Source organism: Aeribacillus sp. FSL K6-1305 (assembly GCF_038050115.1).
Taxonomy (GTDB): domain Bacteria; phylum Bacillota; class Bacilli; order Bacillales; family Aeribacillaceae; genus Aeribacillus; species Aeribacillus composti.
In genome coordinates, this window is sequence record NZ_JBBOQV010000001.1 from 412,926 (window position 1) to 428,705 (window position 15,780).

General features: G+C 41.8%; 12 protein-coding genes, 3 pseudogenes and 1 riboswitch. Of the genes and pseudogenes, 11 read left to right on the plus strand and 4 right to left on the minus strand.

Annotation, left to right across the window (positions count from 1 at the left end; all coding sequences use genetic code 11):
- Nucleotides 1-39: 39 nt before the first annotated feature.
- The 9 genes and pseudogenes from NST97_RS01945 (at nt 40) to NST97_RS01985 (ending at nt 9,173) form a co-directional block, all read left to right on the plus strand.
- Nucleotides 40-1,406: pseudogene (locus NST97_RS01945) on the plus strand (ISLre2-like element ISGsp4 family transposase).
- A gap of 150 nt (nt 1,407-1,556) precedes the next feature.
- Nucleotides 1,557-1,766, plus strand: a pseudogene (locus tag NST97_RS01950) (iron-uptake system-binding protein); the annotation flags it as partial.
- A gap of 20 nt (nt 1,767-1,786) precedes the next feature.
- Nucleotides 1,787-2,794, plus strand: coding sequence for a FecCD family ABC transporter permease (locus tag NST97_RS01955; protein ID WP_063388262.1), 1,008 nt, complete (start codon nt 1,787-1,789; stop codon nt 2,792-2,794).
- Nucleotides 2,787-3,812, plus strand: coding sequence for a FecCD family ABC transporter permease (locus tag NST97_RS01960; protein ID WP_063388261.1), 1,026 nt, complete (start codon nt 2,787-2,789; stop codon nt 3,810-3,812). The genes NST97_RS01955 and NST97_RS01960 overlap by 8 nt, the downstream gene beginning before the upstream one ends.
- A 349-nt stretch (nt 3,813-4,161) precedes the next feature.
- A complete protein-coding gene (locus NST97_RS01965; RefSeq protein ID WP_341342858.1) occupies nt 4,162-5,028 on the plus strand; it encodes an alpha/beta hydrolase in 867 nt (288 codons plus the stop codon).
- 344 nt (nt 5,029-5,372) lie between these two features.
- Complete coding sequence (locus tag NST97_RS01970) at nt 5,373-6,146, plus strand: ABC transporter substrate-binding protein (protein WP_341342859.1); 774 nt, start codon at nt 5,373-5,375, stop codon at nt 6,144-6,146.
- A gap of 488 nt (nt 6,147-6,634) precedes the next feature.
- Entirely contained in the window at nt 6,635-8,149 is a 1,515-nt protein-coding gene (locus tag NST97_RS01975) for a cobyric acid synthase (RefSeq protein ID WP_341342860.1), read from the plus strand.
- 115 nt (nt 8,150-8,264) lie between these two features.
- Entirely contained in the window at nt 8,265-8,561 is a 297-nt protein-coding gene (locus NST97_RS01980; RefSeq protein ID WP_063388252.1) for a 4a-hydroxytetrahydrobiopterin dehydratase, read from the plus strand.
- Between the two features lie 426 nt (nt 8,562-8,987).
- On the plus strand, nt 8,988-9,173 hold the full coding sequence (locus tag NST97_RS01985; RefSeq protein ID WP_063388251.1) for a helix-turn-helix domain-containing protein: 186 nt from the start codon (nt 8,988-8,990) through the stop codon (nt 9,171-9,173).
- A 270-nt stretch (nt 9,174-9,443) separates the two neighbouring features.
- Here NST97_RS01985 and ade read toward each other — a convergent pair whose 3' ends face one another.
- From ade to NST97_RS02005, 4 genes are all read right to left on the minus strand, one after another.
- A complete protein-coding gene (gene ade / locus NST97_RS01990; protein WP_003352561.1) occupies nt 9,444-11,186 on the minus strand; it encodes an adenine deaminase in 1,743 nt (580 codons plus the stop codon).
- 49 nt (nt 11,187-11,235) lie between these two features.
- A riboswitch (purine riboswitch) is annotated at nt 11,236-11,337 on the minus strand.
- Nucleotides 11,338-11,465: 128 nt separating this feature from the next.
- Nucleotides 11,466-12,005 (minus strand): chromate transporter, encoded by a 540-nt coding sequence (locus NST97_RS01995; protein WP_341342861.1) that lies wholly within the window; start codon nt 12,003-12,005, stop codon nt 11,466-11,468.
- Nucleotides 12,002-12,568: a chromate transporter gene (locus tag NST97_RS02000; RefSeq protein WP_341342862.1), complete on the minus strand. Its 567-nt coding sequence runs from the start codon at nt 12,566-12,568 to the stop codon at nt 12,002-12,004. The genes NST97_RS01995 and NST97_RS02000 overlap by 4 nt, the downstream gene beginning before the upstream one ends.
- Before the next feature lie 18 nt (nt 12,569-12,586).
- The gene (locus tag NST97_RS02005; protein ID WP_063388247.1) at nt 12,587-13,063 is read right to left on the minus strand and encodes an Lrp/AsnC family transcriptional regulator; all 477 of its coding nucleotides are present in this window, start codon (nt 13,061-13,063) and stop codon (nt 12,587-12,589) included.
- 695 nt (nt 13,064-13,758) lie between these two features.
- On the opposite strand from NST97_RS02005, the pseudogene NST97_RS02010 reads away from it, so the two are divergent.
- Nucleotides 13,759-14,106 (plus strand): annotated as a pseudogene (locus tag NST97_RS02010) (MFS transporter); the annotation flags it as partial.
- The gene (gene ggt, locus NST97_RS02015) at nt 14,103-15,683 is read left to right on the plus strand and encodes a gamma-glutamyltransferase (RefSeq protein ID WP_341342863.1); all 1,581 of its coding nucleotides are present in this window, start codon (nt 14,103-14,105) and stop codon (nt 15,681-15,683) included. The pseudogene NST97_RS02010 and the gene ggt, both read left to right, overlap by 4 nt.
- Nucleotides 15,684-15,780 lie beyond the last annotated feature (97 nt).

The following is a 15,780-nucleotide window of genomic DNA, read 5'->3' on the forward strand; positions in this document are numbered from 1 at the left end:
GATCATTGTCCACACCATCAAACAGGAGGAGAGAGTCCCATGAATATTCAACAACATCTTACCACAAATTCGTTGACATGGAAAGAGATCGAACTTGATTTGTTTCGAGCCCTGCAAAACGCCTTCGCTGAGCTGTTTACGGCTCTGTTGGAGGACATCGACCGACAATTGGCGGAAACCCGGGACAAGCGCCGGTACCACTTGAAAGACAAACGACGCACCACGATTCAAACCCTGTTTGGCGAAGTTACCTTTGAGCGAAACTACTATTTAGACCGAGAACAAAACCGTTACCACGTTTTTGCTTGACTCCTTTTTAGCGTTTGATGGATCACAGTCAATCAGCCCTTGTCTAGAAGAAACAGCGGTGGGATTGGCTGTGGAGTGCTCTTCCTATCGCAAAGCGGCTCATACGCTTGCCCAGATGGTCGGGTATCCGGTGATGAGCCATGAGGCGATCCGCCAGTTGGTGCTCGAGGCTGAAGTTCCGCTGCACTGCCCGGTTGACCAGCGATATGGACGGGTGCTGTTTGTGGAGGCCGATGGACTGTTTGTCTCTCGCCAAGGGAAGGGAAAACGGGCCAAGGAAGACAAAATCCTGACCGTTCACGAAGGGTGGAAGCGCAACGGCTCACGGATCGAATTCGTGAATCAGCGCCATTACGTCCATGAGGGCAAGAGGGAGGTGTGGGAAGGCTTCGAGGAATTTTTGATGAACGAATATGCCTATGATCCGTGTCGGGATCTTCTTGTCATCAACGGGGACGGCGCTCCATGGATTACCGCATGCCGGGAGTATTTCAAAGGACGGGTCTGCTTCCAATTGGATCGATTCCACGTGGCGCGTGAGTTGCGCCAATGCCTCTCGGGCCATCCACGGTGGCAGGCGATTCGGCAAAAGCTGGCGAAGCAGGATGAAGAGGGGTTGCTTGTGGAACTGAACAGCGCCCTCGGCACGCTGGGGGACGAAGCGAAAGAACAACAGCTGGCTGCCTTGATCCACCGGATTGAATCGATGCCGGGATGTATCCGCAATTACCGGGAATGGCTGAAGGAGCAAGGAGTGGACACAACGGGCATGTATCCGATGGGGAGGGCTGAAAGCGTGATGAGCCAGCTGGCGTATCGGGTGAAATACCGCCGCAGTTGGACAGACAAGGGACTCAGGACGTTTTTCAAGGCAATGATTGCCCGGATGGATGGGATTCGTCTTTTCGGACGTCGTTTCGGAGAAGAATCGTCGCATCCGGCGGAGGAAACGGCATCTACCAAACAGACGATCGTGAACAAGGCGAAACAACGCGTCCGCCGTCTTCTTCCGGAGGTAACGCGGAAACAAGCCATATTTACAGCAATCGTCCGGGACTCCGATCTATCATGCCCTGTCTGAACTCAAGGGATGGTAAAAAAAGGTATACATATCGGTCTGTCATGGCAAGGGATGAGAGTCCGAAAGCGCTTACGGATGAAATTCAAAAAAATGGTTCGCTAACCTATGACTTACATCTGTTTTCAGGAATCAAAAAAGTTCCCACAAAGTCTTGACTGACTCGATTTATCTCTTTGTCCAATTTTCAGAGGATGAGAACCAAGAGAATCCAAAAGCACTAGAGGAATTGCAAAAGAATCCGATCTGGAAAAGCATTAATGCAGTTAAAAACGACAAAGTATTCGTAAACGTTGTGGATCCGTTGGCACAAGGCGGTACAGCATGGAGTAAAATTCAATTCTTAAAAGCAGCGACTGAAAAATTGGCAAATGAATGATGCAGGGCGGGAATCATAATATGCGCTTAAAGATTCCTATATCCATTCTCATTTTATGTTCTTCGCCTATTGCGTTTGTGCTCATAGTTCTATTATCTATACTTTATGGAGCGAAAGATATAAATTTCGAAACGGTTTGGGAGGCGTTCTTTCATTTTGATCCGGAAAATGTAAATCACCAAATTGTAATACATTCCCGTTTGCCAAGAGCGATTGGAGCACTTTTAATCGGAATTTTCTTGGCCATATCTGGATCGATCATGCAGGGAATGACGAGGAACTATCTTGCCTCCCCTTCGATTTTGGGAGTTTCTGACGGATCGGTTTTCGCTATTACACTCTGCATGATTTTCATGCCGGATGCATCATCTTTGAGCATGATAATATTTTCACTACTCGGTTCAGCCATTGCTGTTGGCTTCGTCTTCGGCGTGGCGTCGCTTATGCCAAACGGAATGTCACCCGTTCGAATGGCGATCATCGGAACTATTATTGGAACGTTTCTCAGCAGTATTTCCGCTGCCTTGTCAACGTATTTTCAAGTATCGCAAAACATCAGTTTTTGGTATAATGCCCGGCTGCATCAGATGGATCCCTTTCTAATAAAACTTGCGATTCCTTTTGCAATTGTCGGGATCATAATGGCTCTTTATATTTCCAAATCGCTCACAATTCTTTCTTTAGGTGAAGAAGTTTCTGTGAGTTTAGGACAGAAAACGGTGTTGGTCAAAGCGTTAGCAATGGCCAGCACCGTCATTTTGACTGGTATTTCTGTTGCCTTGGCAGGAAATATTGGATTTGTTGGTTTAATCATTCCGCACATAACCCGATTTTTAATTGGAATCGATTATAGGTGGGTTATTCCTTGCGCCGGAGTACTTGGAGGTATTTTTTTAGCACTGTCCGATATTTTAAGCAGATTTTTGAATTACCCGTTTGAGACTCCTATTGGAGTTGTCACTTCCCTAATCGGAGTTCCTTTCTTCCTCTATTTAATTTACAAGAGAGGAGGAGGAACATATGCATAAACAAATGGCGAGACGATTTTGGACAGTGATGCTGATCAGTATAGTCTTTATTTTTGCTGCAATATATGTCAGCTTAACAAACGGTGAATTTGATATTAAAGTTATCGATATAGTAAAGACTTTGCTGCGGGTTGATCCCAATTCTGAGCATGATTTGGTCATATTTGAATTTCGCTTGCCCCGTATTTTAATAGCTTCATTGATTGGATTTGGTTTCGCAGTGGCGGGTGCAACCTTACAGGGGATCAGCAGAAATGGACTTGCAGACCCTGGCGTTTTAGGAATCAATTCAGGGGCAGGAGCCGCTATCGTTATTTTTATGCTCTTTTTTGAAGGGCAAATAACGGGAAGCGGATGGCTGTCAACTTTGGCAATGCCGCTGTTTGGTTGGATAGGCGGACTGGCTTCAGCACTATTGATTTATTTATTCTCATGGCGAAATGGAAAACTAGATTCCGAACGAGCGATTTTGGTTGGAATTGCAATAGGATTTGGGTTTGGGGCCTTGTCTATGTTTTTATCCTTGAAAATGAACCCTCAGGATTTTGAAATGGCGACAGTTTGGTTGAATGGAAGTATATGGAATGCTAATTGGAAATACATTGTCTCTATTTTGCCTTGGCTCGTCATATTAGTTCCTATTATTATAAAAAAATCGTATATACTCGACTTGCTTCAATTAGGAGAAGATAGAGCAATAGGACTGGGAATTCGTACGGAAAAAGAAAAAAATGTGTTCCTTTTATGCAGTATCGGAATTGTGAGCGCTTGTGTCTCTGTGGCTGGAAACATTGTATTTGTCGGTTTGATAGCACCGCACATCGCCAAGCGTTTGGTCGGAATCCATCATTTTTGGCTAATTCCCGTCAGCGGAACGGTCGGCATGCTTATGGTCATTGTCTCCGATTATATTGCCAGAACTGTTTTTTCTCCAGCTGAATTGCCAGTCGGGATTGTCATTTCCATCATCGGTGTTCCTTATTTCATTTATTTATTATTTAAAGATAGTAAAAAATGAAACGTGGAATTGTGTAAATGATTCATAAGTTCAAAGGTCATCCCGCATCATCTGACCTAATTATTTTCATATAGATGAGAATCATCGTTCAGCACCATTTTGGCATTACTAAGCGATGTCTTAAATACTAGGTAAAGTCTTATGAACCATAGAAGGTGATCCATTCAAAATATCGGCTACCCATCAGGTTGTTTTAATGAAGGAAGAGCCCGTTTTGCCCGTCAGAGAATAGAGTACCAGTTGCGAATACATATGTTTGTCGGCTTTGGAAAAGAGGTTGAAATGTTCATTTGGAGGGTTGTAATTTTTGCCCCGATGATATCAATCAATGATATGGAGGCGTTTAACCATGCATAGGAAAAAAGATAAACAAGCTGATGTGATGGACAAAGATACTGCTGGCCGAGAAGTTAACATTCCGAGTACTGAACAATTTTTAATACGTTCAAAAGAAAATCGGCAATACAAAATTTTGCTTGGTATACCTGATGTGCCTCCTCCTCCTTCAGGCTTTCCAGTTATTTATTTCTTGGATGCTAATGCTATATTCGGAACAATGTTTGAGGCAGTCCGTATCCAATCAAGGCGGCCCGAAAGGACAGGAATCGTTCCAGCACTAGTAGTCGGCATCGGTTACCATATCGAAAAACCGTTTTCTCCTGAACGCTATTATGATTTTACACTGACTCCGCCAGCTTCGGAATTGTATTCGAGACGAGAGGGGACAGACAGACCAGAATATGGCGGAGCGGAACAGTTTTTGCAATTTATTGATGGGGAGCTTAAACCGCTGATCGAAAGCAGGTTCAAAATTGATAAAGACAGACAAGCGATTTTTGGTCATTCACTCGGCGGCCTCTTCGTATTACAAACATTGTTTACAAAGCCGTACGCCTTCAATACGTATATCGCAGGCAGCCCGTCCATTCATTGGAATAAATCGCTTCTACTTGATGCAGAGCAAAAATTTATCTCTAGTCTAGAAAATGATAAGCATCATATACGATTATTAATCACTGTAGGAGAATTGGAAAAATTCCATAAAAGCGGCATGAATGCGAACGCTAAAGAGCTTGCAGAACGACTATTACGACTTGATCAAAACAATTTTCACGTGGAATTTAAAGAATTTGAGGATGAAGGCCATGTGTCCGTGCTGCCGGCGTTGATTAACCGTGCTGTGAGGTTTGCACTAAGCGAAAAGCAGGGCCCATAATCTGTCAAGGCTCTTATCATGCTTAATAAAGAGAGCGAACTTTTTTCAAAAATTTGAACTGAACCCAAAAAGTTAGACACGGAAATTTAGGCAACTGTTTGGGCATGAATTCGGTATTACACCGGACTCATGCCTTTTAATTTTGCCTTATATGTGATTCAGCATGGAATTTTTGGAAGAAACTCATCAATTTTTTGAAGTGGGAATGTCGAGAAATAAATGGACATTTCAAAAATATGTGATTTTGAATTATTTTTGTTCGAAATAATATTTACAAAAATAGCGAATATATGTATGATAGGAAAATAAAAATAGTAATCATTACGATTTAGGAAGGTGAGAAAATGTTTCGATATTTTAAAAGCATATTAATACTTTTAACAACAATTTTTTTGCTTGTCGGATGCTCACAGTCTTCCTCAAAAGAAAAGGAGAAGAGCAGTAAAGAATTAACATTGCTTTTTAACTTTCCAACCAACACGCTCGATCCGCATTTAGACACGAACTATACGATAGTTCGTGCGGGAGTAGGAGAGACGCTTGTCAAAATTAGTGAACAGCAAAAAATTGAACCTTGGCTTGCAGAAGAATGGAAAAGTAAAGATGGGAAAAACTGGACGTTTAAAATTAGAGAAGGTGTTACATTCCATAATGGGAAAAAAGTTGATGCTCAAGCGGTGAAGGCCTCGTTAGAAAGAGCAATCAACGATAGTCCATCTGTTCAAGCGGCATTAAAAATCAGCAAAATGGAAGCCGATGGTCAATTGTTAACGATTCAAACGGAAGAAGTATTCCCGCAATTTCCTTCAGAGCTCGTACATCCAAATACAGCGATCGTCGATGTTGATGAAAAAGATATTGATAAAAGGCCAATCGGTACGGGGCCATTTAAAATTTCTTCTTTTGTGCCTGGGGTAGAGCTGAAGGTCGAACGATTTGAAAAGTATTGGGATGGCAAAGCAAAGCTTGAAAAAGCAACATTTGCTTTCAACGAGGATGCCAATGCACGAAAAATGGCGCTTCAATCAGAAGATGCGGACATTATTTTTAGACCGCCGGTAGAAAATCTTGAAAAATTAAAAGAAGAAAATGTAAAAATAGAATCTGTTCCAACATAGCAATTATTTTTGATCATCTCGTGCATCATGATACTAGCGGAAAATGAAGGATGTTATAATACTTCAGTCATCATCAATTTTTGAAAAGGGAGCATGAATGAGTTGGAAATAAATCATCGTTGTTGAAACAGTAGAATCCAACCAAAAAGTTACCGTGTAAAAATGTTGGAAAAGAATCATCATTGTTGGAACGGCAAGCAATGTCGGGAAATTGGCATCATGTGGGCGAGTTAAAAATGTGCGACAAAAAAGCAAGCAAGAGACCGACTTTCCCGTGGAATGTACGTGATGATTCGTCAAAGATCTGCTGCCAAAAATTTGCCTGAATTGATCGGCGTGATCAATGAAAAAAATAGCCACCGTGTTTTTTTTCGAAGATAAAGGATTTACATGCAGTCCTGATTTATTGGCCCGCCTTTTCATACGGCGGTGCTTCATACTCGGAATTTGCGAAACATTTGTGAATGATTGTGAGAGGAGAAAAACAGATGAATAAAGCATTGCCCATCATGATTCAAGGTACGCATTCCGATGCGGGAAAAAGCGTGATTGCGACAGGTTTTTGCCGAATTTTTGCGCAGGACGGATATCGAACGGCGCCGTTTAAATCACAAAATATGTCACTCAATTCGTATATTACCGTTGACGGCAAGGAAATCGGCCGCGCCCAAGGAGTGCAGGCGGAGGCGGCAAGAACGGTCGCAACGACGGATATGAACCCGATTTTGATCAAGCCTGTGAGCGATCACACTTCACAAATTGTTGTGAACGGTAAGCCGTATCAAAATTATAAGGCAGCAGCGTATCGGCAGGAATTTTTTGAACTTGGTTTGCAGGTGATTAAAGAAGCGTATCATCATTTGGCAAGTACATATGAGCGAATCGTTATAGAAGGAGCGGGGAGCCCTGCGGAAATTAACTTAAATGATCGCGAGCTTGTCAATATGCGCATTGCCCGGTTAACAAACGCTCCTGTCATTCTTGTCGGCGACATTGATAGAGGCGGTGTATTTGCGAGTTTAGTAGGAACATTGCAGCTGCTTGAGCCTGAAGATTGCGATCGCGTAATTGGGGTAGTGATTAACAAGTTTCGCGGGGATATTTCCTTGCTGGAGCCGGGACTTCGCTGGTTTGAAGAGTATACAGGCAAACCGGTTTTAGGGGTCGTACCATATATTTCTAATTTAAACATTGAGGCGGAAGACGCCGTCATATTAGATACGTTTCCACGTACAAATGAGAAAACTAGCGAGATTGATATTGCTGTTATTCATGTTCCTCACATTTCGAACTTTACCGATGTTGACCCGTTTCTATATGAAAAGGATTGCCATGTTCGCTATGTAAAGGAGGCAAATGAACTCAGAGAACCGGATGTTGTCATTTTGCCGGGAACAAAAAATACAATTGAGGACTTATTGCTTTTGCGAAAATCCGGCTTTGCGGATGCGATAGAAAAGCTTTATCGAGCGAAAAAATCAGTCATTGTCGGCATATGCGGCGGTTATCAAATGCTCGGAAGGGAGATTTCAGACCCTTATCACGTAGAAACATCGATAGGGAGCGCAAACGGATTCGGTTTTTTCCCGATTCGCACCGCCATGATGAAAGAGAAAAGGACGACTCTTACAACAGGGATGGCCCACTTTGCTGATTGTAATGTGCCGGTGGAAGGCTATGAAATTCATATGGGAACAACTTCTTATGAAGGGGACGTATCGCCATTTATTACGACGGAAGAAGGAGTTGACGGCTGCATAAGCCAAGACAGCCTCCTAATTGGAACGTATTTTCATGGTATATTTCATAACGATGAGTTTCGGACGGCATTTTTGAATTTGATAAGAAAAAGAAAAGGTCTTCCGGCGATTTATGAGCGGCCATCAATGAAAAACATTCGTGAAGAAGCATTTGACCGGCTTGCCGATTGTCTCCGGAAGCATGTGGACATCGAGTGTATTTATCGGGAAATGGAACGGTTTCAAAGCAAATCTTTTTTCTAAGAAAATAAACGGAAATCTGATATGTTTGTTCGCCTCTTTATATTCATATGGCAATCTTTTTTGCACTGTGATTTTAGCTGTCTGTTTTTTTATAAAAATCCGGGAGGAAACGGTCATGCGGTTAACAGATGAAGAAGTGCAATCTCTTTTACAAGAGATGGAAGATTGGAAGCTTCTTGAAGAGCGATGGATTGCAAGAAAGTACCTCTTTCAAGACGATTTGCAAGAAATCGAATTCGTGCGGCAAATTTCGGACATTTCTGAAGAAGTAAACCATCATCCCTTCATTTCTATTGACTATAAGTTCATCACGGTAAAAATTTCGTCTCAGAGAGCGAAAGGACTCACAAAGCTTGATTTCGAACTGGCGAAAAAATATGATGAAGCTTATGAAAAAATAAAAGCAGGGTAAGAACGGAAAAAAGTGGATTATATGTGAAGCGGATGACGTGAAGAAAGCCGCATTTTCCGCCGCACCATAAGTTACGATATAAGGGACTTCTTTCCTCTTGAGAAGGAGAGCGGTTTTCAAAAAAATGATGCGATTTAAAAGGCATCCTGTTTTTCTCGAATAGATGGGCAGCTGAAATGATGCGGAGCTGCAAGAAGCGTGTATATGGTCTTTTTGGGGAAAATCTGCATTTATGGATAAAAAAAATGACGAAATTTTGCACACACAAAGCAGGCAACAAGGATGTTAGTTGATGTTGTTGAAGGAAAACTTTTAAGTGATCGGATCATGTCATAGCACCATTCAAGATATCATTGACAATGTTGAAGGAAAACAACCTGCCGAATTTAATCGTATGACCATGACCGAAGCGCTGCAAAAATCCTTTTGATTTACCGCGAAGCTTCGAAAGAATTATTTATACACCGCAGCACACTTGAATATCGCATTGAACGTGTTGAAGAAATACTCAATGTTGATTTAAATCATGCAGATATGCGCTTTGAGCTCATGATGGCATACAAGCTGTATAATTTGTTTGATTTTGACCGAAGCGAGCTGGCAAAAAGGTGAATTCTATTGATCGAGCAAAGGATTTTGGAACGGGATAAAGTCCGGCGGAAAAAACGGTTAAGCTATCGGGCAAGCGTGTAAAAAACATCTCCTGCGAATTTATGAATGAATCATTTCTGACACGTATTGGAAAGCTTTAGCAAGCTTAAAGAATTTAAACTCTAAGCGAAAAAAGGCAAATGAAACTCCGGCAGATGAGCCAATCTCCCTTGCCGGAGTTTTCTTTTTTTATGTGTTTTGCAGCCCATACAATCATTTTTTACACGATATTTAAACGCCGTGCTCGGCTGCAACTTCTATGTGCTGAAACGTTGTGACGTCAAATAATCCTAAATCTGTAATTTTGAGCTCTGGAATGACAGGCAAACTTAAAAAAGAGAGCGTGAGGAAGAGATTGAAATGCCGATGTTTGCTCACTTTGTGCAAGCTGCTGTTCAATTCATCGAGTTGATGGGCGACGATTGGATATGCTTGATCTGACATCAATCCGCCGATCACAAGCGGCAAAGAGGCGAGCGTTTTTCCATCATTCACAACTACTAGCCCACCGCCGATTCTCTTTATCTCTTGAATGGAGCAGATCATATCCTCATCGTTTGTGCCGGCAACGATCACATTATGGGAATCGTGGGCGACGGTTGTGGCGACTGCACCGCCGATTAAGCCTAATCCTTTTACAATGGCAAGGCCAATGTTTCCAGTATTTTTATGGCGTTCGAGTACAGCCAGTTTTGCCAAATCTTTTTCAATGGAAGGGATGAAGCAAACACCGTCGCTCGGAACTTCCATCATTCTTTTAACCGTTTCAATTTGATTCGGAATAATTTCTATTACATGCGCTTTTTGGTTATTTTTTACGTGAATGGCCAACCGTTCTTTTGTAACCTCGTTTATGTTTAGATTGACAGAATTTCTTGATAAAACGGAAGGTTTTGGTTGATCTATAGATCCTATATATTGACCGTTTTCCGCTATCACTTTTCCGGCTTTCAAAACTTTTTCAATCGTAAAAGCTTTGAAGTTATCTACTATGACAAGATCTGCTCTATATCCAGGTGCGATCGCTCCTTTTTGCGATAGTCCGAAACATTGGGCGGCATTAATCGTCGCCATTTGAATCGCTATGAGAGGATCAAGTCCATGCTCGACGGCAAGACGAATATTGTAGTCAATGCTTCCCTCGGCAATTAAGTCGTCTAAATGCTTGTCATCCGTACAAAATAGACAGCGGTGGCTATTTTTTTCATTGACCACGCCGATTAGTTCTGGCAAATTTTTTGCAGCAGATCCTTGACGGATCATGACGTACATTCCGCGAGCAAGGCGGTCTTTTGCTTGCTCTTTTGTCACACATTCATGATCTGTTTGAATGCCGGCCGCTCTGTAAACATTGACTCCTTCAATGCCAAGACCTGCGCCGTGTCCGTCGATCTTATATGCTGATGCCGTTAAAAGCTTGTCAATGATGCGGTCATCTAAATTTTGAACACCTGGGAAATCCATCACTTCCGCAAGCCCGAGCACCCGAGGATGCTTGTAAAAAGGTGCAAGTTCATCATCATTTAACACAGCGCCGGCATTTTCAAACGAAGTCGCCGGAACGCAGGAAGGCAGCATGCAATACACATCTAAATCTAAGCCTTCTGAATCCTCCAGCATAAAAGATATACCTTTCGTCCCGGCGACATTCGCAATTTCATGCGGATCTATAATAACGGTTGTCACACCGTGGGGCAGAACTGCTTTGGAGAACTCCTTCGGTGTCACCATCGAAGATTCAATATGGACATGAGAGTCGATGAAACCTGGAACGATGAATTTATTCTCGGCATCAATGATGTTTACCCCATCATATTCTCCGATTCCAGCAATCACTCCGTCCGCAATGGCGATGTCTCCATGCAAAATTTCTAAATTGAAAACATCGGCAATTTTTCCGTTTTTAATCACAATGTCTGCCGGAATTTGTTTGCTAGCCACTTGGATTCTTTTCTTTAAAATGTTTTTGTCCATTCTCACTTTTCCCTTCTGTAGTAAACTCGCGCGTTGAGTTTGACAGGGAGAGTTGTGTATCGTCTCTCGTAGTCAAACTATTTACGGTAGTTTGGTAGAAACGTTTGGACCGTATTTCCAAACTTATACGAGAAAATCATTCGTATTTTTAAAAAGAGATTATACGACTCTAATTGAAACAAAGCAAGATAGTTGGCGCATTTCTTGACAGAAAAATTTTCTCAGGTATTGCGAAAAGCTGAGAATCACAGTTTCTCTGGTGCTCCAAACAGACCGGTTTTAAAAATTGGGCAGAACAACTCCTCCATAAACAAAGGAAATCATAATGAGAATGGCAGGGTGAACCTTCCATTTTTCTAAGGCAAAGAACGATACAGCAGCAATGATGAGCGATTGGATAATTCCGAGCGAATGGACAGAGTCTTCTATCATTTCCCAAGTTAAAAGCAGCATCATGACAGCAATAACAGGCTGGACAAGCAAGGTCATTCCTTTCACAACTAAAGATTCCCGGTGGCGCTGAATCAGTTTTAACAACAGAATCAAAGCGAAAGCTGATGGAAATACAGTTGCAAACAAGGCGATGAAAGCCCCCCACCAGCCGTACACATCATAACCGACGTATGCCGCAATCTTCGTTGCAATTGGCCCCGGCAAAGCATTTCCCAGTGCGAGCATATTGGAAAATTCAGCATTTGTCAGCCATTTGTAATGATTGACAATTTCCTCATACATGAGCGGAATGGAAGCGGGTCCTCCTCCATAACCGAGGATGTTGGCCAAAAAGAACCCGATGAATAAACTGATCCAGATTTTCATGCAGACATCTCCTTGCTTCTGCTCTTCCGTTTTAAATGGAAAGCTCCATATGTTAAAAACATTAGAATTACAATAGCTGGATGAATCGAAATCACCTGCAGCAGACAAAACGAGACAATCATCAAGAGGACGCCAAGCCATTTTCCCAATCCTTTCACGGCCTTTGAAGAAAATTCGTAAGCCATCTGCCCGAGCATGGCGGCAATCACCGGCATAACAGCAGAAATCATACCGTGGATAACAGGTGAACCGCTTAAAGCTGTGACCATTTTGAACAATAAAATCATGGCTAAACAAGTAGGCAAAATATGTGCCGCAACGCAAATAAAAGCGCCTAATGCCCCTTTTTGTTTATATCCTAAGTAAGCGGCCATTTTTGTCGCGATCGGTCCGGGCAAGGTATTGGCAATGGCCAATATTTCAGCAAATTCTTCATCTTTTACCCAATGGTATCTGGAAACGGCCTCATAACGGAATAACGGAATGACGGAAGGACCGCCTCCGAATCCAAAAATTCCGGTTCTCAGCATAGCCATGATAAGATTTTTATAAGATGTTTGCATGTTCCTCCCCCTCATCCATTATAATTTCATTCCCATGCGGCTCTTGTATCGTTTAATGAGAATTTGACAGTCAACACTGACGACGCCGCGCATCGGATACAATTTTTTTGTTAAAAAATTTTCCATTTCTTGATTATTTTTGAAGATTCCATGCATATGGAGCTTGCTTGGTCCAGTCATATGGTACAAGCTTGTAACGGCATGCTCCTCCGCCAATTGTTCTGCCACTTCCTCTAAATATTGCGGTTCCACTTCAACGTTGAAAAAGGCGGAAACATGAATGCCGATTTTCGTCGGATTGATAACCGTCGTAAATTTCTCGATAATTCCTTTTTCAATTAAGTTGTTTATTCTCGCCTGAACGGCAACTCGAGACAAACCGATTTCTTTTCCGAGATCGGTATACGATATCCGGCTGTTTTCATGCAGCTTCTCTAAAATTTGTTTATCAATATGGTCTATGTCTAAATTCGGAATGTTGTATTCGAATGCCATTCATACCACCCTTTATTTCGTTATGTAGTTAATTTTCTAATTATAATTTCCTTTAGTATACAAAATATGTTTTATGATTTCTATAAAAAAATGAAAATATTTATTTGTTTACGGAACGAAAAAAATCGTTAGAAAATGTGACAATATTAAAGCACCTTTTTATATGGATTTTTATAATGAAATCGAGTCAAAACGTACATCCTGGCTATCATGATTTTATGTGATGGAGGAAATTGAAGTCGGTGGCATTTCTATTGATTAACAGGAGGTTTAAATCTACCGTTTTTTATCACATAATGACTGATCAGTTTGGAAGAATTGTTATCCGTTTTTTGCTTTGTTTTGCCGATGTCCACTCAGGGGAACATAATATGGTTTGCAATAAGAAATTTTTTTCGGTTGGCATCAATAGTGGAAATACTTTTTCCATTTCATTTTGTTTTATAGAAGCAAGCTGTTTGGGCTCAAACTGTGCTGTTTCGCTTGTGCTCGATCCAGATATACAAAAAAAGATGTTCCGTAAAATTAAAATGGATAAATCGTTAAAGGTCTGATTACAAGAAACAATCTTTTTGTCTTCATATTCTGTAAGGTAGAAGGATCGACACAGGAAAATATCTTTTTGCGGCAGAGGCTGTTTTCTTCGGTTATGTTTCAAATAAATGAAAAAGCTGCTTATTATTTTTTAGCGTTAGCCAATTTGTCAAAATTATTCTTTGCTGCTAGCAGGATTAGTTTTTTACGGACTGCTAGGAAAATTGGCGCTCGATCCCGTATTAATATCTTATATGGCTGAAATTACGCCGTCATCCATGTACTCCAAAGTGTATGGTTTTTTCAATTTCAGCGGAATGCTTTCTTCAATTTTTGCACCTTATATTACGGGCTATTTTGCCGATATAACCGGCAAGCTTGAAATCGGTTTTTATTTGTCAGGTGTTTTGCTAATCATCGGCGCTGTTTTATTTCTATTTACGGAAGGTTCAAATCGCATGTCCGATTTCGTTCAAAACAATAAACCGAGGGAGGAACAAGCAATATGAGCCAATCAATGATCGGAACGAAAAGTATGGTTGTCAGTCCGCATTATTTAGCATCGGCAGCTGGCTGCCGCATACTGCAAAAAGGGGGAAATGCTTTCGATGCAGCGGTAGCGGTCAGCGCCTGCTTAGCGGTCGTTTATCCGCACATGACAGGGATCGGGGGAGATTCTTTTTGGCTGTTTTACAGTAAAAAGGATCAAGCAGTTCGTGCGTATAACGGCAGCGGCCGGTCAGGCTATAACGCCACGCCTGAAAAATACGAAGGTTTACCCGCCATTCCGTATCGAGGCATTCAAAGTGTTATCACCGTGCCGGGAATGGTTGACAGTTGGGATGCCATCATAAAAGAATACGGAAGACTTTCATTGGCGGAGGTTTTAGAGCCTGCTATCGAATATGCGGAAAATGGATTCCCTTTTTCAAAGGATCAATATGTCAACACGCAAAAAAATGTTCAAATTCTGCGAGAATTTCCGGAAACATCATCGATTTTCCTGCCTCATCATCGAATTCCGAGCATAAATGAAAAATTTATTCAGAAGCAATTGGCGGATACATTGAAAGAGTTAGCGAACAAAGGAAGAGATCATTTTTACAAAGGCAGTTTAACAAAACGCATTGTATCAAGCCTTCGAGAAAAAGGCGGGATTTTAATAGAGGATGATTTTGCGGATCATCACGGAGATTGGGTCGAACCGCTGAGCGGAACTTACCGCGGTTATACCATGTATCAGGTTCCGCCCAATTCACAAGGCTTTGCCGGGCTAATGGCGCTAAATATTTTAGAAAACTTTGATTTTAAAACGATTCCGCACGGTTCTTTTCAGTATTATCACCTTTTGACAGAATCATTGAAAAAAAGCTTTCAAGACCGAAACAAAGTATTGACAGATCCCGAATTCTACCAGATTCCGCTTGATAAATTGTTAAGCAAAACATATGCGAAAAAGCTGGCCGAATCGATCAGTCTGACAAAAGCAAGCGAAGTGAAGACTCAGCCTGTCGGAAACGACACTGCCCATGCGGCTGTCGTGGATGAAGAGGGGAATGCGGTTTCCTTTATACAAAGTCTTTATTTTGAATTCGGTTCATGTGTTGTTGCTGGTGACACAGGGATTTTAATGCAAAACAGAGGATCGTTCTTTTCTCTTGATCGTTCGCATGTCAATTGCTTGGCGCCGAGAAAAAGAACGTTCCACACGCTGATGCCTGCAATGGCTTTTAAAGATGGAAAGCCGTATATTTTATACGGAACACAAGGAGGAGAAGGGCAGCCGCAAACACAAACAGCTATCATTACAAGAATGATTGATTATCGAATGAGCCCTGCAGAAGCAATATATGAGCCAAGGTTTGTGTGGGGAAGAACGTGGGGAGAAGAGACGGAAGAATTGAAGATGGAAGGCCGCATCTCAAAAGAAGTGATCGAATCGATGATCAAAGCTGGCCATCTTGTGAAAGTTGTTGAACCTATTGATAAAATAATGGGGCATGCCAACGCCATATTAATTGATGACCAAAGCTTTTTACATGGCGGGGTTGATCCAAGAGGAGACGGTGCGGCAATCGGTTGGTAACGGCGAATTCATAAAAAGCGGGGATTTATGCTATCCGTTGTTTCATATTTAAATATATAGGAGAAGGGTTTACGGAAAGTATCCAGCTAGGGCAAAG

What these genes read in the sequence shown, in the direction of transcription:
- NST97_RS01955 (WP_063388262.1), top strand. Translation starts at nt 1,787, where the DNA reads ATGCGCTTAAAGATTCCTATATCCATTCTCATTTTATGTTCTTCGCCT.
- NST97_RS01960 (WP_063388261.1), top strand. Translation starts at nt 2,787, where the DNA reads ATGCATAAACAAATGGCGAGACGATTTTGGACAGTGATGCTGATCAGT.
- NST97_RS01965 (WP_341342858.1), top strand. Translation starts at nt 4,162, where the DNA reads ATGCATAGGAAAAAAGATAAACAAGCTGATGTGATGGACAAAGATACT.
- NST97_RS01970 (WP_341342859.1), top strand. Translation starts at nt 5,373, where the DNA reads ATGTTTCGATATTTTAAAAGCATATTAATACTTTTAACAACAATTTTT.
- NST97_RS01975 (WP_341342860.1), top strand. Translation starts at nt 6,635, where the DNA reads ATGAATAAAGCATTGCCCATCATGATTCAAGGTACGCATTCCGATGCG.
- NST97_RS01980 (WP_063388252.1), top strand. Translation starts at nt 8,265, where the DNA reads ATGCGGTTAACAGATGAAGAAGTGCAATCTCTTTTACAAGAGATGGAA.
- ade (WP_003352561.1), bottom strand. Translation starts at nt 11,186, where the DNA reads ATGGACAAAAACATTTTAAAGAAAAGAATCCAAGTGGCTAGCAAACAA.
- NST97_RS01995 (WP_341342861.1), bottom strand. Translation starts at nt 12,005, where the DNA reads ATGAAAATCTGGATCAGTTTATTCATCGGGTTCTTTTTGGCCAACATC.
- NST97_RS02000 (WP_341342862.1), bottom strand. Translation starts at nt 12,568, where the DNA reads ATGCAAACATCTTATAAAAATCTTATCATGGCTATGCTGAGAACCGGA.
- NST97_RS02005 (WP_063388247.1), bottom strand. Translation starts at nt 13,063, where the DNA reads ATGGCATTCGAATACAACATTCCGAATTTAGACATAGACCATATTGAT.
- ggt (WP_341342863.1), top strand. Translation starts at nt 14,103, where the DNA reads ATGAGCCAATCAATGATCGGAACGAAAAGTATGGTTGTCAGTCCGCAT.